We start from the raw sequence: 18,312 nt of genomic DNA, 5'->3' as shown, positions 1-18,312 counted from the left end.
CCGGCGGCGAGCGCGGCGGCCAGGGCCGCGCGCCGGGCCGGGCCGAGGCCGAGCGCGTCCACGCGCGCCGCGGGCAGGGCGGCGAAGCCGGATTCGAAGGACTGCAGCAGGGCGCTCATGCTCAGGCCGACGCCCCCGGCGCGATCCGGTCCTTCACCCAGGCGTAGCCGTGGGCCTCGAGCTCCAGCGCCAGCTCCGGGCCGCCGCTCTCGACGATGCGGCCGTCGGCCAGCACGTGCACCACGTCGGGCTTGATGTAGTCGAGCAGGCGCTGGTAGTGCGTGATCACGAGGAAGGCGCGCTCGGGCGAGTGCATCAGGTTCACGCCATCGGCGACGGCCTTGAGCGCGTCGATGTCCAGGCCCGAGTCGGTCTCGTCCAGGATCGCCAGCTTCGGTTCCAGCAGGGCGAGCTGGAAGATCTCGTTGCGCTTCTTCTCGCCGCCGCTGAAGCCCTCGTTGACGGCGCGGTGCAGCAGCTCGTCCTTGAGGTGCAGCACGGCCAGCTTCTCGCGCACGCGCTTGAGGAACTGCATGGAATCGAGCTCTTCCTCGCCGCGCGCCTTGCGCTGGGCGTTGAGCGCGGTGCGCAGGAAGTAGGTGTTGTTCACGCCCGGGATCTCGACCGGGTACTGGAAGGCCAGGAACACGCCGGCGGCGGCGCGCGCCTCGGGCTCCAGCGCCAGCAGGTCGATGCCCTCGAGCTCGACGCGGCCTTCGACCACCTCGTAGCCCTCGCGCCCGGCGATGACGTTGCCCAGCGTGGACTTGCCGGCGCCGTTCGGACCCATGATGGCGTGCACCTGCCCGGGCTTCACCTCGAGCGAGAGGCCCTTGAGGATGTCCTTGCCGGCGACGCGGACGTGGAGGTTTTCGATCTTCAGCATGAGTGTTGCATCCATGGTTGTCTTTGCTCCCTCTCCCGCTCGCGGGAGAGGGCTGGGGAGAGGGTTTCGCGGGCTTGCCCTCTTCCGCCCTTCGGGCACCTTCTCCCGCAAGCGGGAGAAGGGAATCTTTTAGCCGACGGCGCCTTCGAGGCTGACTTCAAGCAGCTTCTTGGCCTCCACCGCGAACTCCATCGGCAGCTCCTTGAACACCTGCTTGCAGAAGCCGTCGACGATCATCGACACCGCGTCCTCTTCGCCGATGCCGCGGCTGCGGCAGTAGAACAGCTGGTCGTCGCTGATCTTCGAGGTGGTGGCTTCGTGCTCCACCGTCGCGGTCGGGTGCTTGACCTCGATGTACGGGAAAGTGTGCGCGCCGCACTGCTTGCCGATCAGCAGCGAATCGCACTGGGTGTAGTTGCGCGCGCCGGCGGCGGTCTTCTCCATCTTCACCAGGCCGCGGTAGGTGTTCTGGCCGCGGCCGGCGCTGATGCCCTTGGAGATGATCTTGGACTTGGTGTTCTTGCCCAGGTGGATCATCTTGGTGCCGGTGTCGGCCTGCTGGCGGTGGTGGGTGAGCGCCACCGAATAGAACTCGCCGACCGAGTCGTCGCCCTTGAGCACGCAGCTCGGATACTTCCAGGTGATGGCCGAGCCGGTCTCGACCTGGGTCCAGGAGATCTTCGAGCGCGCGCCGCGGCACTCGCCGCGCTTGGTCACGAAGTTGTAGATGCCGCCGACGCCGTTCTCGTCGCCCGGGTACCAGTTCTGCACGGTCGAGTACTTGATCTCGGCGTCTTCCAGCGCCACCAGCTCGACCACCGCCGCGTGCAGCTGGTTCTCGTCGCGCTGCGGCGCGGTGCAGCCCTCGAGGTAGGAGACGTGGCCCTTGTCCTCGCAGATGATCAGCGTGCGCTCGAACTGGCCGGTGTGGCCGGCGTTGATGCGGAAGTAGGTGCTCAGCTCCATCGGGCAGCGCACGCCCTTGGGGATGAACACGAACGAGCCGTCGGAGAACACCGCGGAATTGAGCGCCGCGAAGTAGTTGTCGCCCACCGGCACCACGCTGCCCAGGTACTGGCGCACCAGCTCCGGGTGCTCCTTGATGGCCTCGGACATCGAGCAGAAGATCACGCCCTTCTCGGCCAGCTCCTTGCGGAAGGTGGTGCCGACCGACACCGAGTCGAACACCGCGTCCACCGCCACGCCGGCCAGCTTGGCGCGCTCGTGCAGCGGCACGCCCAGCTTGTCGTAGGTGTCGAGCAGCTCCTGCGGCACTTCGGAAAGCGACTTGTACTTCGGGCCCTTGGGCGCGCTGTAGTAGCTCAGCGCCTGCAGGTCGATCGGCGCGATCTCGAGCTTGGCCCACTCGGGCACCGGCATGGTGAGGAAATGCCGGTAGGCGGCCAGCCGCCACTCGGTCATCCACTCGGGCTCTTCCTTCTTGGCCGACAGGGCGCGGACGACGTCCTCGTTCAGGCCGGGGAGGAAGGTGTCGGATTCGATGTCGGTGATGAAGCCGGCGTCGTAGCGGCGCGAGAGCTTCTCGACGATTTCCTGGTTCTGGATGGCCATCTCAGCCTCCTGCCGCCGCGAGCTGCAGCGGGATGGATTTGCGGGCGGCCGACGGCGGGAGCATGTCGGCCAGGGTGATGCCGCCGAGGGCGTCGGCGATCACGTCGTTGATGCGGCGCCAGTGCGTCTGCACGCCGCAGTGGGCCTCGTGCTCGCAGCTGGAGTGTTCGCCGGAGCATTCGGTCATGTTGAGCGGGCCTTCGATGGCCTCGACCACCGCCTTGAGCGGGATCTCGGCGGCGGGGCGGGCCAGGCGGTAGCCGCCATTGGATCCGCGGAAGCTCTCGACCAGGCCGGCGTGGGCCAGCGGCTTGAGCACCTTGGCGACCGTGGGGGCCTCGAGCCGCGAGCGCTCGGCCAGTTCGGCGGCGGAATGCACGCGCCCCGGCGCCTCGGCCAGGGCGACCAGGACGACGGTGGCGTAATCAGTGAGCTTGGTGACGCGAAGCATGGCGTCGGCCTGGCGGGTTCAATCAGGACCGAAATTGTACGCTTTGGCCCGGGCCGGCTCAATCCACGCGGTGTGAAGCCGTTCTCAGCCCACGTCGACGCCGATGAGATGCCCGATGAGGAAGACCGTGCCGCCGGCCAGGGCGCCGATGCCCAGCATCCGCAGGCCGCCGAGCCAGGGGCTGCGGCCCGAGAACAGGCTCATGGCCGCGCCGGTGCCGAACAGCCCCGCCGCCGCCATCGCCGTGCCCAGATAGGCCGCCTGCGGCAGGGCGCTGCCGGCGAAGAACGGCACCAGCGGCACCAGCGCCCCCACCGTGAAGGCCGTGAACGAGAACGCCGCGGCGCCCACGGGCGAGCCCAGGTCATCGGGGTTCAGGCCCAGCTCCTCCCGGGCCAGGACGTCGAGCGCCTGCGCCGGGTTCCGCACCAGCTGGCGGGCGAAGTCCCGCGCCTGGGCCGGGTCCATGCCCCGGGCGATGTAGATCAGCGCCAGCTCCTCGGCTTCGGCGTCCGGGTATTGCTTCAGCTCGTCCGCCTCCAGGCCGATCTGGTATTCGAACAGTTCCCGCTGCGAGCGCACCGACACGTACTCGCCGGCCGCCATCGACAGCGCACCCGCCAGCAGCCCGGCGATGCCGGTGGCCAGCACCGTGCCCGTGCTGGCCTGCGCGCCGACCACGCCCAGGATCAGGCTGGCGTTCGAGACCAGGCCGTCGTTGACCCCGAAGATGGCGGCGCGCAGGTTGCCGCCGCCCACCGTGCGGTGGCTGAGGCCGACCTGGGCCAGGTCGGTGGGCAGCAGGTGGCCCGACAGCGCCGCGGTGTAGGCCGACAGGCCCCGCACCTTCAGCGCCGCGAGCGCGGGTTTGACGCGCCGCGGACCGAGCCGGCGCGCCAGCCTGGCCACCAGCCGCGCGCGTGCGGACGGTTGGAACGTGACCGGCAGCGCCTGGCCCGCGGCTCGGGCTGCCTGCTCCCACGTGATGGCCTGGCGATCCGCCGCATCCGCGAGCTCGCGGAACAGGCGGGCGATGCGCGTGTCGCGCTCGGCCTCCGCCAGCGCCCGGTACAGCCAGGCCGACTGCTTTTCCTCGCTCCAACTGTTCGCCGGATCCATCGCGCACCTCCCTCGGATGCGCCCAGCATAGGCCGGGGCTGCGCCGCGCGCCCGGATTGGCGACAATGGCGGCCCTGTCGCCGTCCCGGATGCGCCCGAATGCCCAAGAAGATCGAAGCCCGCCAGTCCGCCATCCACGGCAATGGCGTCTTCGCCACCGAGGCGATCGCCAAGGGCGAGCGGGTGATCCGCTACAAGGGCCTGCTGCGCACCCACGAGGAAGTCGACGCGGTCTACGCCGACGAGGCCGACACCGGCCACACCTTCCTGTTCACGCTCAACGACAAGTACGTGATCGACGCCAACGTCGACGGCAACGACGCCCGCTGGATCAACCACAGCTGCGACCCGAACTGCGAGGCCACCTGGCTCGAGGACGGCAAGAAGAAGCGCAAGGACCGCATCTACATCGAGGCCCTGCGCGATATCGCCGCCGGCGAGGAGCTGACCTACAACTACGGCATCGTGCTGCACGAGCCGCACACCGCCAAGCTCAAGAAGCTCTGGGCCTGCCGCTGCGGCTCGAAGCACTGCACCGGCACCATGCTGCAGCCCAAACCGCCGGCCAAGAAGCGCTGACCGCGCCTGCGGGAGGGCTGTAGGAGGGCCTTCAGGCCCGAAGCCCTTCGCCGAGAAGCTTCGGGCCTGAAGGCCCTCCTACAGCCCTCCCACAGGGACGGGCTTGCCATGACTTACGACCCGCTCGACGCGGCGCCGTTGCGCCGATCATTCGCGCGTCGCTCCACCCGGGAACCTGAATGAAACTCGCTGCCTGCCTCGGCGCCCTGGCGTTCGCCGCCGCGCCTGCTTTTGCCGTCGAAGTCGATGGCCGCATCGATCCGTCCGAATGGGCCGGCGCCCGCCACATCACCGATTTCGAGATGGTGCAGCCGCTCAACGGCGAGCCGGCGCGCCTGCGCACCGAGGCCTGGGTGCTGGCCACGCCGAAGGGCCTGGCCGTGGCCTTCCGCAACCAGCAGCCGGCCGACGTGCCGCGCACCACCCAGCGCACCCGCCGCGACGAGGGCGGGGCGCTGGACCGCGTCAACTTCATGGTCGACTTCGACGGCGACGGCCGCACCGGCTATGACTTCATGGTCACGGTGGGCAACGGCATCAGCGACGAGGTGATCACCAGCGAGCGCAACTTCAACACCGACTGGGACGGCCACTGGCACCACGCGGTGGCGCAGGATGCCGACAGCTGGAGCGTCGAGATGCTGATCCCCTGGCACGTGGCGCCGATGGCGAAGCCCGCGGACGGCCAGCGCACGCTCGGCATCTACGTCGACCGCGTGGTCGGCAGCACCGGCGAGCGCTACGGCTGGCCGGGCATCAGCTTCCAGCGGCCGCGCTTCCTGTCCGAGTTCGCGAAGATCCAGGTGCCGCACTACGAGCAGGCGCTGCTCGCGGTCACGCCCTACGTGGTCGGCGTCAGCGACATCGCCAACGGCGGCACCGATTTCGATGCCGGCGCCGATTTGTTCTGGAAGCCCAATGGCCAGTTCCAGCTGTCGGCGACGCTGAACCCGGACTTCGGCCAGGTCGAGAGCGACGACCTGGTGGTGAACTTCGGCGCGGTCGAGACCTTCTTCGGCGACAAGCGGCCGTTCTTCACCGAGAACCAGGGCATGTTCGACGTGCCCTTCGGCGCCGGCAACAGCCGCCTGCTCTACACGCGCCGCATCGGCCAGTTCGCCGACGTGGACGCGGCGGTCAAGCTCAACGGCAGCCTCGGCCAGGTGCGCTACGGCCTGCTGGCGGCCACGGAGGACGGTGACGTTGGCCGCGACTTCTTCGCCCTGCGCGCCACCCGCGACTTCGGCGCCCAGGACCTGGGCGGCATGATCACCCGCGTGGACGTGCCCTTCGTGGACCGCGAGGCGACCGTGACCTCGGTGGACCACCTGTGGTCGCCGACGCCGGCCTGGAACATCCGCTCGCAGGTGGTGGCGTCCAGCGTCCGCCAGGGCGGCGCGCGCAGCGACGACAGCGGCTTCCAGATTCGCGCCGACCAGGAGCTCGGCGAGGGCTGGCGCCAGCAGGCCTACCTGCTGCACCTGGGCGACGAGCTGCAGCTCAACGACATCGGTTTCATCGACCGCAACGACTTCAACTATCTGCGCTACGAGCTGGCGCGTCGCTACCCGAACCAGCCCGAGGATTCGAAGTACGCCTCGCACGAATGGCGCTGGGCGGCCTCCACGCGCCGCAACGACAGCGGCGTGTCGATCGCCGAGGCCGCGGCGATCCAGCGCTACAGCGAGCGCCGCGACGGCGGCAACGAGTTCTTCGACGTCGCGGCCTGGTCGTCGGGCCACGACGACCTGATCACCCGCGGCAACGGCGTGGTGCGGGTGCCCGAGAAGCTCTACGCGTTCTGGGAGCGTGCGCGCCCGCGGCAGGGCTTCCTGTCCTGGGAGGCCAGTGCGCGGGTCGCTGGCGAGGGCCTGGAAGGCGCGTCCGGCGCCGGCCTGGAGCTGGAGTTCGAGCCGACCCTGCATTTCAGCGACAGCCTGTCGCTGGAGCTGGGCGTCGGCGTGCAGCACATGCCGGACTGGCTGCTGTGGCGCGGCGGGAACCGCCTGGGCAGCTACCGCGCCGACGTCGCGACGCTGGGCGCCAGCCTGCAGTGGCAGATCGGCCACCGCCAGGAGCTGCGCGTGAAGCTCGAGACCATCGCCCTCGACGCCCGCCTGCGCCAGGCCTGGGCCGTGCGCGCCGACGGCGAACCGATCGCCACCGCCACGCCCGCCGACATCACCGACTTCAGCCTCGCCAACCTGGGCTTCCAGGTCCGCTACCGCTACGAGCTGGCGCCGCTGTCGGACCTGTACGTCGTCTACGGCCGCGGCGGCCTGGACCAGCGCGACAGCGGCCGGTCCCTGGCCGACCTGTTCGGCGACGCCAGCTCCCTGGCCGATACCGAGCAGCTGCTGGTCAAGCTCAGCTACCGCTTCGCCAACTGACCGCCTTCTGTAGAAGGGCCTTCAGGCCCGAAGCTGTTCGCCGAAAGCTTCGGGCCTGAAGGCCCTCCTACAGGGGCGGGGTGATGGAATCCTGAATGGGCGGAACCGGGGGCTTGCCCGTTGTCAATGATCCAAGTCTAATGTTTCAGAAATTTCTGAAACTTCGAGGCCGGTCATGGACCTTCCCCCGCTCAGCCAGTCCTTCGTGCTCCATTTCGGTGAAATGGGCAGCCGTTGGGGCATCAACCGTACGGTCGGGCAGATCTACGCCCTGCTGTTCATCTCGGCCCAGCCGCTGACGGCGGACGAGATCACCGAGCGGCTGGGCGTCAGCCGCTCCAACGTCAGCATGGGCCTGAAGGAGCTCTCGTCCTGGCGGCTGGTGCGCCTGAGCCACCAGCCCGGCGACCGCCGCGACTTCTACAGCGCGCCCGAGGACGTCTGGGCCATCTTCAAGACCCTGGCCGAGGAGCGGCAGCGGCGCGAGGTCGACCCGACGCTGTCGATGCTGCGCGACGCGCTGCTGGAAACCCCGGACTCGCCCGAGGAGAAGCACGCCCAGGCCCGCATGCGCGAGATGCACGACCTGATCGAGCAGCTCACCGAATGGTTCGCCGAGGTGCGCAAGCTCTCGCCGTCCACGCTCGAGAAGCTGATGTCGCTGGGCGCCAAGGCCACGGCCCTGCTGCAGTTCACCGAAAAGATGCGGGGGGCGGCGCCGGCCAACGAGGAGAAGGCGTCGTGAGCGAACTCGACCCGGCCCTGCTGGCGCGCATCCAGTTCGCGGCCAACATCAGCTTCCACATCCTGTTCCCCACCATCACGATCGCGCTGGGCTGGTTCCTGCTGTTCTTCAAGCTGCGCTACCTGCGCACGGGCCGGCAGCACTGGCTGGACGCCTACTATTTCTGGGTGAAGGTGTTCGCGCTGACCTTCGCGCTGGGCGTGGTGAGCGGCATCACCATGAGCTTCCAGTTCGGCACCAACTGGCCGGGCTTCATGGAAACGGTGGGCAACATCGCCGGGCCGCTGCTGGCCTACGAGGTGCTGACGGCCTTCTTCCTCGAGGCAAGCTTCCTCGGGATCATGCTGTTCGGCCGCAAGCGCGTCGGCGAGCGCGTGCACACGCTGGCCACCGTGCTGGTGGCGGGCGGCACCACGCTGTCGGCGTTCTGGATCCTGGCGCTGAACTCGTGGATGCAGACGCCGGTCGGCTTCGAGATGATCGATGGCGTGGCGCACCCGACCGACTGGCTGGCCATCATCTTCAATCCTTCCTTCCCGTACCGGCTCATGCACATGCTGCTGGCCTCGGGCCTGACCGCGGCCTTCCTGGTCGCCGGCCTGTCGGCCTACCGCTGGCTGCGCCGCGACCGCACGCCCGACGTGCTGGCCGCCCTGCGGGCCGGCGTCGTCGTCGCCGCCCTGCTGATCCCCGTGCAGATCTTCGTGGGCGACCTGCACGGCCTGAACACGCTCGAGCACCAGCCGGCGAAGGTCGCCGCGATGGAGGGCATCTGGCAGGACGAGAAGGGTGCGCCGATCCTGCTGTTCGCGCTGCCGAACGAGGAAACGCGGAGCAACGACTACGCGATCGGCATTCCCAAGCTCGCGAGCCTGATCCTGACGCACTCGCTGGACGGCGAGATCAAGGGCCTGGATTCCTTCCCGAACGCGCATCCGCCGGTGGCGCCGGTGTTCTGGGGCTTCCGGGTGATGGTGGGCACGGGCCTGCTGATGCTGGCGGTGTCCTGGTGGAGCGCCTGGCGCCTGCGCCGCCACGCCGAGCCGACGAGGTGGCAGGCGCGCGCGCTGCTGGCGATGACCTTCTCGGGCTGGCTGGCGACGCTGGCGGGTTGGTACGTGACCGAGATCGGCCGCCAGCCCTGGCTGGTCACCGGCGTGCTGCGCACGGTAGACGCGATCTCGGCCACGCCGGCCCCGATCATCGGCATCAGCCTGACCGCCTACCTGCTGCTGTACGTGTTGCTGCTGTCGGCCTACGTGTCGGTGCTGTTCTACCTGGCCCGCCACCGCGGCAAGCCCGACCACAAGCCGGCCGTGGCCGGCCTCCAGGAGGCTTGAGATGGAGACCGCACTCCCGGTGGTGTTCACCGCGCTGATGGCGCTGGCGATGCTGCTCTACGTGGTGCTCGACGGCTACGACCTCGGCGTCGGCATCCTGCTGCGCGGCGTGCCCGATGCCGACAAGGACCGGATGATCGCGTCCATCGGCCCGTTCTGGGATGCCAACGAGACCTGGCTGGTGCTGGGCGTGGGCCTGCTGCTGGTGGCGTTCCCGCTCGCGCACGGCGTGATCCTCGGCGCGCTCTACCTGCCGGTGGCGGCGATGCTGATCGGGCTGATCCTGCGCGGCGTCGCCTTCGACTTCCGGGTGAAGGCGCGGGCGGCGCACAAGCCGCTGTGGAATGGCGCGTTCTGGGCGGGCTCGGTGCTGGCGGCGTTTTCGCAGGGCTACATGCTGGGCAGCTACGTGCTGGGCTTTCGCGATGATGCGATCGGCGGGGCATTCTCGGTGGCGATCGGGCTGGCGCTGTGCGCGGGCTATGCGCTGCTGGGCGCTGGCTGGCTGGTGCTCAAGGCCGAGGGCGAGCTGCGCCAGCGCGCGCTGCGCTGGGCCTACGCCAGCCTGTGGCTGACCGGCCTGGGCATCGCGGCGGTGTCGGTGGCGACGCCGTGGGTGAGCCCGCGCATCTTCGAGAAGTGGTTCGCGCTGCCGCAGCTGCTGTTCCTGCTGCCGGTGCCGGTGCTCACCGCGCTGGTGTTCGCCGCCACCGAAGGCGCCATCCGCCGCCTGCGCAAGGGCGAGAGCCGGCGCGACTGGATCCCCTTCGCGGGCGCGATCCTGCTGTTCGTGCTGGCCTTCGCCGGGCTGGCCTACAGCCTGTTCCCCTATCTGGTGATCGACCGCATCACGCTGTGGGACGCGGCGGCGGCCACGGGTTCGCTCAAGATCATGCTGTTCGGCGCCGCGATCACGCTGCCGATGATCCTGCTCTACACGGTCTACGTGTACCGCGTCTTCTGGGGCCGCAGCGCCGAACTCAGCTACGAATGACCACCCTGTAGGAGGGACTTCAGTCCCGAAGCTTTTCGCCGGAGAGCTTCGGGACTGAAGTCCCTCCTACAGGGGTCGGCTAGCGGCAGGTGGGCAGGCGGGTGGCGGCCGGGTAGTTGGTGGCGCGGCACTGCCAGGTCACGCGGCCGTCGGCTTCGATCGACGGCGTGAGGCGGATCACGCCACCGCGGGACACGTGCGGCTTCATCGCGATCGCCACCACGCCCTGCGGCTGGATCGAGATCGCGGCGACGGCGGCATCGGCGTACTGGTCGGGGTTGCCCAGCGACAGCTGGGCGAGGCTGCGGGGCCAGGCCTGGTTCGCTTCGTAGAAAGCCTGCACGGCCGCCTGGATGTCGGCGGCGCGGGCGATGGCGTCGGCGGCCTGGCGCTGCGACGGGGGCAGGGCGGGGGCCTCCGGCTCGGCGGGCGCGGCGGGTTCGGAGGGCGCGGAGGGCGCCGGCACGCCGCCGGCTTCGGGCAGCTGCGCGAAGTGCACCGACACGCGGTAGGCGATCAGCGAGAACAGGACCGCGAACACCAGGACGATGAAAAGGGTGGCGGGCGATTTCATCCTTGGACCGTCAGGCGCGGCGGGGATGCCGCGCCCGCAGTCTAACCGCAAGCGATGTTCAGTCCTCGTCGTGGTGCGGCCGCCAGGATTCCACCAGCTGCTTCTGCACCTGCGGCGGCACCGGCTCGTAGTGGCTGAACTCGAGGTCGTAGCGGCCGCGGCCGGCGGTGGCGCCCTTGAGTTCGGCGGCATAGTCGGTGAGTTCGCTCAGCGGCACCTGCGCCTTCACCAGCACCTCGCCGCCGCGGCCGGCGTCGGTGCCGTGGATGCGCGCGCGCTTGCCCGCCAGCTGGCCGGTGATGTCGCCCATGTGCGATTCCGGCGCGGCGACGGTCAGGTCCACGATCGGCTCGAGCACCTGCGGCCGCGCCTTCAGGATCGCGTCGAGGAAGGCTTTCTTGCCGGCCGCCACGAACGCCACTTCCTTCGAATCGACGCTGTGGTACTTGCCGTCGTACACCGTCACGCGCACGTCCTGGATCGGGTAGCCGGCCACCGCGCCGCCGTGCAGCACCTGCCGCACGCCCTTCTCCACCGCCGGCAGGTACTGGCCGGGGATGGTGCCGCCCTTCACGGCATCCACGAACTCGAAGCCCTGGCCGCGCGCCAGTGGCTCCACCCGCAGGAACACCTCGCCGAACTGGCCGGCGCCGCCGGTCTGCTTCTTGTGGCGATGGTGGCCCTCGGCCGCGGCGCCGATGGTTTCGCGGTAGGCGATGCGCGGCGGGCGCGTCGTCACCGCGACGCCGTAGCGGTCCTTTATCCGCTCGAGCATCACCCGAAGGTGCAGCTCGCCCAGCCCGCGGATCACGGTCTCGTTGAGCTCGGCGTGGTGCTCGACGTGGAAGCCCGGGTCCTCCTCGGCGAAGCGGTGCAGGGCGGTGGCTAGCTTCTGTTCCTGGCCGCGGGTGGCGGCCTCGATCGCCAGCCCGAACATCGGCTTGGGGAAATCCAGCGGATGCAGGCGGATGTCGTCCTCGTCGTGGCTGTCGTGCAGCACGGCGTCGAAGTGGATGTCGTCGACCTTGGCGACCGCGGCGATGTCGCCGGCCACAGCCTCGTCGATCTCGACGTGGTCCTTGCCCTTGAGCCGGAACAGGTGGCCGACCTTGAAGGGCTTGCGGCCGTCGTCGATGAACAGCTGGCTGTCGCGCCGCACCGTGCCCTGGAAGACGCGGAACACGCTTAGCTTGCCGACGAAGGGGTCGTTGACGAGCTTGAACACGTCGGCGATCACGTGCGCCGCCGGGTCCGGCGTGGCGGTGATCGGCTGGCCGTTCTTCTCGAACGGCGGCGGGTTGCCTTCCAGCGGGTTCGGCAGCAGCTTCTCGGCGAGTTCCAGCAGCTCGGCCACGCCCGCGCCCGTGCGCGAGGACGCGAAGCACACCGGCACCAGGTGGCCCTCGCGCAGGCACTGCTCGAAGGCATCGTGCAGGGCCTGGCCGCTCAGGCCTTCCTCGCCCACTTCGAGGTAGCGCTCCATCACCTGCTCGTTGATCTCGACCACCTGGTCGATGATGCGCTGGTGCGCCCCGGCCACGGGCCCGAGGTCGGAGTCGCCATCGGGATTGAAGAAGCAGTCCACCACGCGCTGGCCGCCGTCGGCGGGCAGGTTGATGGGCAGGCATTCGGGGCCGAAGGTCTCGCGGATTTCCTCGACCAGCTGGGCCAGGTGGCCCGGGTCGGCGTCGATGCGGTTGATCACCAGCAGCCGGCACAGGTTGCGCGCTTTGGCGTAGTCCATCATCCGGCGCGTGCCGTACTCGATGCCGGTGGCGGCGTTGATGACGATGGCCACGGTTTCCACCGCCGAGAACGCCGACAGCGTGGGCCCGCGGAAATCGGCGTAGCCCGGCGTGTCGATCAGGTTCACGTTGATGCCGCCGTGGTCGAGGCTGGCCAGCGCGGTGTTGAGCGAATGGCCGCGTGCCTTCTCCATCGGGTCGAAGTCGGACACGGTGGTGCCGCGTTCGAGGCTGCCTGCCGCGGGAAGGGCGCCGCCGGCATGCAGCAGGGCTTCGAACAGGGTGGTCTTGCCGGCGCCGGAGTGGCCTGCCAGGGCCACGTTTCTGATGTTTTCGGTGCGGTACGACATGAGGCCGTCTCTCCCAAGGTGATGGGTGGATAGGCCGTCATGGTCGGCGGCGCAGAGGCGCTGCCAGGTCGTTTATCGCGCGACCGCGCGTCGGTCATGGCGGGACCCCGGCGGGGCCGGGGAGGGCTAGCCTCCCTCCGTCGCGGCGCCGGGTCAACCCGGGCCCGGGGGCGGGGGTAGACTGCGGGTCCCGGCCGCCCCCGCGGCCCGCCAACGGAGCACCGCCATGGGATTCAAACGCCGCGCCACCGCCCACTGGGAAGGCGACCTCAAGTCCGGCCAGGGCCGCATGAGCACGCCGCAGAGCGGCCTGTTCGAAGGCACCCGCTATTCCTTCGGCACCCGCTTCGGCGACGAGAAGGGCACCAATCCCGAGGAGCTGCTGGCCGCGGCGCACGCGGGCTGCTACTCGATGGCGCTCGGCTTCATCCTGCAGAACGCCGGCTTCACCGCCACCCGCATCGACACCCAGGCCGAAGTGGCCATGGAAACCTCGCCCGGCCCGCACGCGGTCGGCGTGCACCTGACCGTGACCGCGACGGTGCCGGGCATCGATGCCGCGGCCTTCGCCGACATCGCCGCCAACGCCAAGGACAACTGCGTGATCTCGAAGGCACTGGCGCTGCCGGTCACGCTGGACGCCAAGCTTGTCTGAAGCCCGGCGCGCCGTCGTCTTCGTGCACGGCGCGGGCGGCGGCGGCTGGGAGTGGGACGCGTGGGTGCGCGGGTTCGCGGCCGAGGGCTGGCGGGTGTTCGCGCCCGACCTGCAGCCGGCCGTGGACGGCCTGGCCGCGACGCGGCTGGCCGACTACCGCGCCCAGGTCGCGGACTGGCTGGCGCGCGCCCGACGCGAAGCCGACCGGGTGGCACTGGTCGGCGCCAGCCTCGGCGGCCTGCTGGTGCTGCTCGAAGGCGCCACGGCCGATGCCCGCGTGCTGGTGAACCCGATGCCGCCCGCCGGTATGCCGGCCGAACCGTCGCCAGCGGTAATCCCCTGGCGCCAGCGCGCGAGCGTGGCGGGCACGCGACGCGCGATCCCCGAGGCCGACGCCGCGGCGGCGCTGTTCGCGTTCCCGCGCTGGCGCGATGAATCCGGTACGGTCATGGACGCGGCGCGCGCTGGTTTCGCGCCGCCCGCCTCGCGCGCGCCGACGCTGGTGATGGCGTCGCGCGAGGATGCCGACGTGCCTTTCGAGGCCAGCGCGGCGCTGGCCGCCGCGCTCGGCGCCGCCTTCCTCCCGCTCGCCGGAAGCCACGTCGCCCCGCTGCTGGGCCGCGACGCCCCTGCCGTCGCCGCCGCGGCCGCCCAGTGGCTCGACACCCCTGTGGGAGGGACTTCAGTCCCGATGCCTCTCGCCGAACAGCATCGGGACTGAAGTCCCTCCCACAGGGGTGGGTAAATGCCCGGCAACGGACGCGCTCCGGGCCCGGCGGCGGCGGGTCGGGTTCAGCGCGGGTTGGGCGCCGCGACCCGAGGATGCGCCCACGCCATCCGGCGTCAGGAGCTGCCATGAACCGCCTCGTTTCCCGACCCCTCGTCCTCGCCGTGGCGCTCGCCGCCGGCGGCGTCAGCGCGCAGGACTACCGATCCCCGGACCATGGCTACGAAGACGGCTATGGCGATTACCGAGGCTACGACGAGCGCAGCTACGAGGCGCGCGGTTCCGCCTACGACCTGGCCCGCGTCACCCGCGTCGAGCCCATCGTCGAGCGCAGCCAGCCGGTCAGCCGCCGCGAGTGCTGGCGTGAAGCCTCGCCGGTGCAGGAAGCGCACGACTACTACGACCCGTACGCGAACCCGCGCTATGCCCGCCGCGACCCGCGCCGCCCCAGCGGCAGCGGCGCCGTGCTTGGCGCCATCGTCGGCGGCGTGCTGGGCAACAGCGTCGGCAACGGCGACGGCCGCCAGGCCGCGACGGTGGTCGGTGCCGTGGTCGGCGGTGCGGTCGGCAACAGCATGGAGCGCCGCAGCCGCGAGCGCGCCTACGGCCCGCACGACGCCCGCTACAACCCGGACCTGCAGGAAGTCGAGCGCTGTCGCATCGTCAGCGACCACCGCGGCGACAGCCGCGTGGTCGGTTACCGCGTCGGCTATGAATACGCCGGCCGCGAGTTCGAGACCGTCACCGACTACCACCCGGGCCGCGAAATCCGCGTCCGCGTCGACGTCACCCCCGAAGGCTGACCCCCTGCAGGAGGGACTTCAGTCCCGAAGCCTTTCGCCGAAAGGCTTCGGGACTGAAGTCCCTCCTGCATCGTTGCGGCGCTGCAGATTTGCGCTGGACGGGATTGCTTGTAGGGTAGGGCCCTTCTCACGGGAGCCCGCCATGCGTCGTCTTCACCTCGCCCTTGCCCTTGCCGCGCTGCTGCCCGGCGCCGCCACCGCCAGCGACATCACCGGCCTGGTGAACGCCCGCATCCACACCGGCGAGGCGGACTGGCCCGTGCGCGCGGTGCTTGCCTGGGATGCCGAGGGGCGCATCGTCCATGTCGGCGACGACGCCAAGGCGATGTCCGACAAGTACCCGGGCATCTCCCTGGTGGATGCCGGCGGCCGCGACGTGGTGCCCGGCCTGATCGATGCGCACGCGCACCTGATGAACCTCGGCTTCGCCCTGCTGCGGGCCGACCTGGTGGATGCGGCCAGCAAGGAAGAGGTCATCGCCCGACTCAAGGACTTCGAGAAGACGCTGCCCGAAGGCGCCTGGCTGCTGGGCCGCGGCTGGGACCAGAACGACTGGCCGGGCAAGGACTTCCCGACCGCCGCCGACCTCGACGCCGCCTTCCCGGACCGCCCGGTCTGGCTCGAGCGCGTGGACGGCCACGCCGGCTGGGCCAACAGCGCGGCGATGCGCGCGGCCAAGCGCGACCTCGGCGGCGACTGGCAGCCCGAGGGCGGCCGCATCCTGCGCGAGGACGGCCGCGCCACCGGCGTGTTCATCGACACCGCGTCGGCCGTGATCGACGAAGTGGTGCCGGCGCCCGACGCCGCCCTGCGCGCCGAGGCGCTCGAGCGCGCGCTCGGGGCCGCCGTGAAGCACGGCCTGACCGGCGTTCACGACATGGGCGTGTCGCTGGCCGACCTGCGCCTGATGCGCGACTTCGCCGATGCGGGTCGCCTGCCGTTGCGCATCCGCGCCTACGCCGACGGCGATTCGGCCTCGCTGGCCGCGCTCTGCCGCGTCGGCCGCGCCTACGAACACGCCAGCGGCCGCCTGGCGATGCGCGGCGTGAAGTTCTACGTCGACGGCGCGCTGGGCAGCCGCGGTGCCGCCCTGCTCGAGGACTACAGCGACGAGCCCGGCCACCGCGGCCTGCTGGTCACCGAGCCGGCGGCCTACGCCGCGGCGGTGGAGAAGGCGCGCGGCTGCGGCGTGCAGCCGGCCAGCCACGCCATCGGCGACCGCGGCAACCGCATCGTGCTCGACACCTACGCCAAGGCGCTCGGCGATGCCGCCGGCACCGACCACCGCTGGCGCGTCGAGCACGCGCAGGTGGTGGCGCCGGCCGACATCCCGCGCTTCGCCACGCTCAAGCTGATCGCCTCGATGCAGCCCACGCACGCCACGTCGGACATGCCGTGGGCCGAAGCCCGCGTCGGCAAGGCGCGGCTGGAAGGCGCCTACGCCTGGCAGCGCTTCCGCGCCGCCGGCGTGCCGCTGGCGCTGGGTTCCGACTTCCCGGTGGAATCGGTGGACCCGCGCCTGGGCCTGTATTCCTCGGTCACCCGCGCCGACCTGCAGGGCATGCCCGCCGGCGGCTGGCTGCCGGACCAGAAGCTGACGCCGCAGCAGGCGCTGGCCGGGTTCACCGCCGACGCCGCGTACGCCTCGTTCGACGAGAAGGAGCTGGGCAAGCTGGTGGCGGGCTACCGCGCCGACTTCGTCATCCTCGGCGGCGATCCGCTGACGATCGCGCCGGCGCAACTGCCGAAGCTCGAGGTCGTCTCGACCTGGGTCGACGGCAAGCCGGTCTACGAGAAAAAGTAATCCACCCCGCTCCCCGTAGGAGGGACTTCAGTCCCGAAGCTCTTCGCGAGGAGCTTCGGGACTGAAGTCCCTCCTACAGGGGGCTGCAGGTTCAACCCCAGTCGAGTTCGCCGCGCACCACGGTCTGCACCTGGCCGCCGGACCAGACGTCGCCGGCGGCATCCACGCGCAGCTCCAGGCGCGCATCGTGGCCGACTTCGCGACCCTGGCTGACGACGTAACGGCCGTCGGCGTGCGGCAGCGCGGCGCGTTCGTGCAGCCAGGCCGCCAGGGTGGCGTTGGCCGCACCCGAGGCCGCGTCCTCGACCTGGCCCGGCTGGCCGACCAGCGCGCGCACCACCAGGTCGTAATCGCGGCCCTCGCAGCGCGCGAACACGCACAGGCCCATCGCCTCGTGGTCGCGCGCCAGCGCCGACACCGCGTCCCAGCGTGGCACCAGGCGACGCACGGACGCCTCGTCGCTCAGTTCCGCCAGCCACCAGCGGCGGCCGCCGTCCATCAGCACCGGCGGCAGCGCGCCGGCGGTGAAGCCTTCGAGCGCGGCGAACAGGCGCGGGTCGTCGGGCTGGCCGATCTCGAGCACGCGGGCTTTCGGCGCGCGCACGGCCAGGCGCCGCTCGCGGCCTTCGCCACGCACTTCGATCGGCAGCAGGCCGACGGCGCATTCCTGCACCAGCTCGCCATCGCGCGGCGTGGCGAGGCCGGCGTCGAGCACCGCGTGCGCGCTGCCGATGCTCGGATGGCCGGCGAAGGGCACTTCGCGGCGCGGGCTGAAGATGCGCAGGCGATAGCTGGCGGCCGGCGTGGTGGGCGGCAGCACGAAGGTGGTTTCCGGCAGCCGCGTCCAGCGCGCGATCGCCTGCATGGCGGCGTCGTCGAGGCCGGCGGCGTCGAGCACGACGGCGAGCGGGTTGCCGTCGCCGGGCTTGGCGGCGAAGACGTCCAGCTGTACGAATTTACGAGGCATGGGGCGTCCTGCCCGGGTGGGGGCGTGCAGGTTACCAGTCCAGCGTGCCGCGGATGACGGTCTGGGTGCAGCCGCCGATCCAGGCCTCGCCGTCCTTGTCCACGCGGACCTCGATCCGGCCGTCGCGGCCCATCTCTCGGCCCTGGCTGACGAGGTAGCGGCTGCCGAGCGTGGGCAGGGCGCCGCATTCATGGATCCAGGCGGCGATGGCGGCGTTGGCGCTGCCGGTGACCGGGTCTTCCGGGATGCCGTCGGCCGGGCAGAAGGCGCGCACGGCGAGCTGGTGGTCGCTGCCGGCCGGCGCCCGCCCGAACACCGCCAGGCCCACGGCCCCGGTGAGTTCGGTGAGCGCGGCGATGGCGGCGAGGTCGGGCACCATCGCACGCACCGCGGCGTCGTCGGCCAGTTCCACCACCCACCAGGCCGGGCCGTTGTCGACCAGGGCCGGGGCCAGCGCGCCGCGGCGGACCCGGGCCAGGGCCGCCGACAGCGCGTCCTCGTGCGGCACCCGCAGCGGCCGCGGCCGGCCGCGGGGCGCGCGTACGGCGATGCGGCGGGCGGCGCCTTCGCCCGACACCGTCATCGGCAGCAGGCCGGCCGCGCACTCCTGC

At 70.8% G+C, this 18,312-nt stretch carries 17 protein-coding genes; 9 read left to right on the top strand and 8 right to left on the bottom strand.

What is annotated here, in order from left to right; translation table 11 throughout:
- Positions 1 to 121: 121 nt before the first annotated feature.
- The 4 genes from sufC to N787_RS09315 all read right to left on the bottom strand — a co-directional run bounded on the left by sufC (position 122) and on the right by N787_RS09315 (position 4,028).
- Entirely contained in the window at positions 122 to 886 is a 765-nt protein-coding gene (gene sufC, locus N787_RS09330) for a Fe-S cluster assembly ATPase SufC (RefSeq protein ID WP_034213020.1), read from the bottom strand.
- A gap of 129 nt (positions 887 to 1,015) precedes the next feature.
- On the bottom strand, positions 1,016 to 2,458 hold the full coding sequence (gene sufB, locus N787_RS09325) for a Fe-S cluster assembly protein SufB (RefSeq protein ID WP_034213018.1): 1,443 nt from the start codon (positions 2,456 to 2,458) through the stop codon (positions 1,016 to 1,018).
- Between the two features lies 1 nt (position 2,459).
- Positions 2,460 to 2,909 carry an SUF system Fe-S cluster assembly regulator gene (locus N787_RS09320; protein ID WP_034213016.1) on the bottom strand — a complete coding sequence of 150 codons (450 nt, stop codon included), beginning with the start codon at positions 2,907 to 2,909 and terminating at the stop codon, positions 2,460 to 2,462.
- An 84-nt stretch (positions 2,910 to 2,993) separates the two neighbouring features.
- Positions 2,994 to 4,028, bottom strand: coding sequence for a VIT1/CCC1 transporter family protein (locus N787_RS09315; RefSeq protein ID WP_034213014.1), 1,035 nt, complete (start codon positions 4,026 to 4,028; stop codon positions 2,994 to 2,996).
- Between the two features lie 99 nt (positions 4,029 to 4,127).
- Here N787_RS09315 and N787_RS09310 point away from each other — a divergent pair, with 99 nt between their 5' ends.
- The 5 genes from N787_RS09310 (at position 4,128) to N787_RS09290 (ending at position 10,076) form a co-directional block, all read left to right on the top strand.
- Positions 4,128 to 4,607, top strand: a complete 480-nt coding sequence (locus N787_RS09310; RefSeq protein WP_034213012.1) for an SET domain-containing protein — start codon at positions 4,128 to 4,130, stop codon at positions 4,605 to 4,607.
- Positions 4,608 to 4,786: 179 nt separating this feature from the next.
- On the top strand, positions 4,787 to 6,997 hold the full coding sequence (locus N787_RS09305; protein WP_034213010.1) for a DUF5916 domain-containing protein: 2,211 nt from the start codon (positions 4,787 to 4,789) through the stop codon (positions 6,995 to 6,997).
- 175 nt (positions 6,998 to 7,172) lie between these two features.
- Positions 7,173 to 7,742 (top strand): GbsR/MarR family transcriptional regulator, encoded by a 570-nt coding sequence (locus tag N787_RS15365; RefSeq protein WP_034213008.1) that lies wholly within the window; start codon positions 7,173 to 7,175, stop codon positions 7,740 to 7,742.
- A complete protein-coding gene (locus N787_RS09295) occupies positions 7,739 to 9,082 on the top strand; it encodes a cytochrome ubiquinol oxidase subunit I (protein WP_034213006.1) in 1,344 nt (447 codons plus the stop codon). Before N787_RS15365 ends, N787_RS09295 begins: the two co-directional genes overlap by 4 nt.
- Before the next feature lies 1 nt (position 9,083).
- A complete protein-coding gene (locus tag N787_RS09290) occupies positions 9,084 to 10,076 on the top strand; it encodes a cytochrome d ubiquinol oxidase subunit II (protein ID WP_034213004.1) in 993 nt (330 codons plus the stop codon).
- 79 nt (positions 10,077 to 10,155) lie between these two features.
- On the opposite strand, the gene N787_RS15435 is transcribed toward N787_RS09290, so the two are convergent.
- Positions 10,156 to 10,650 carry a pilin gene (locus tag N787_RS15435; protein ID WP_034213002.1) on the bottom strand — a complete coding sequence of 165 codons (495 nt, stop codon included), beginning with the start codon at positions 10,648 to 10,650 and terminating at the stop codon, positions 10,156 to 10,158.
- 58 nt (positions 10,651 to 10,708) lie between these two features.
- Entirely contained in the window at positions 10,709 to 12,745 is a 2,037-nt protein-coding gene (gene fusA, locus N787_RS09280; protein WP_034213000.1) for an elongation factor G, read from the bottom strand.
- A 226-nt stretch (positions 12,746 to 12,971) separates the two neighbouring features.
- Here fusA and N787_RS09275 point away from each other — a divergent pair, with 226 nt between their 5' ends.
- The 4 genes from N787_RS09275 to N787_RS09260 all read left to right on the top strand — a co-directional run bounded on the left by N787_RS09275 (position 12,972) and on the right by N787_RS09260 (position 16,734).
- Positions 12,972 to 13,400, top strand: a complete 429-nt coding sequence (locus tag N787_RS09275; protein WP_034212998.1) for an OsmC family peroxiredoxin — start codon at positions 12,972 to 12,974, stop codon at positions 13,398 to 13,400.
- Entirely contained in the window at positions 13,393 to 14,121 is a 729-nt protein-coding gene (locus tag N787_RS09270) for an alpha/beta fold hydrolase (protein WP_084590732.1), read from the top strand. Before N787_RS09275 ends, N787_RS09270 begins: the two co-directional genes overlap by 8 nt.
- A 134-nt stretch (positions 14,122 to 14,255) precedes the next feature.
- On the top strand, positions 14,256 to 14,930 hold the full coding sequence (locus tag N787_RS14370; RefSeq protein ID WP_052575331.1) for a glycine zipper 2TM domain-containing protein: 675 nt from the start codon (positions 14,256 to 14,258) through the stop codon (positions 14,928 to 14,930).
- 142 nt (positions 14,931 to 15,072) lie between these two features.
- Positions 15,073 to 16,734: an amidohydrolase gene (locus N787_RS09260; protein WP_034212994.1), complete on the top strand. Its 1,662-nt coding sequence runs from the start codon at positions 15,073 to 15,075 to the stop codon at positions 16,732 to 16,734.
- Positions 16,735 to 16,825: 91 nt separating this feature from the next.
- Here N787_RS09260 and N787_RS09255 read toward each other — a convergent pair whose 3' ends face one another.
- Together N787_RS09255 and N787_RS09250 are read right to left on the bottom strand one after the other, a co-directional pair.
- Entirely contained in the window at positions 16,826 to 17,701 is an 876-nt protein-coding gene (locus N787_RS09255) for a PhzF family phenazine biosynthesis protein (protein ID WP_034212992.1), read from the bottom strand.
- 31 nt (positions 17,702 to 17,732) lie between these two features.
- Positions 17,733 to 18,312, bottom strand: a 580-nt coding sequence (locus tag N787_RS09250) for a PhzF family phenazine biosynthesis protein (RefSeq protein ID WP_034212990.1), incomplete at its 5' end; no start/stop codon positions are given.

Source organism: Arenimonas metalli CF5-1, from assembly GCF_000747155.1.
In the GTDB taxonomy this organism is placed as follows: domain Bacteria; phylum Pseudomonadota; class Gammaproteobacteria; order Xanthomonadales; family Xanthomonadaceae; genus Arenimonas; species Arenimonas metalli.
This window is presented reverse-complemented; position numbering and strand designations above follow the sequence as displayed.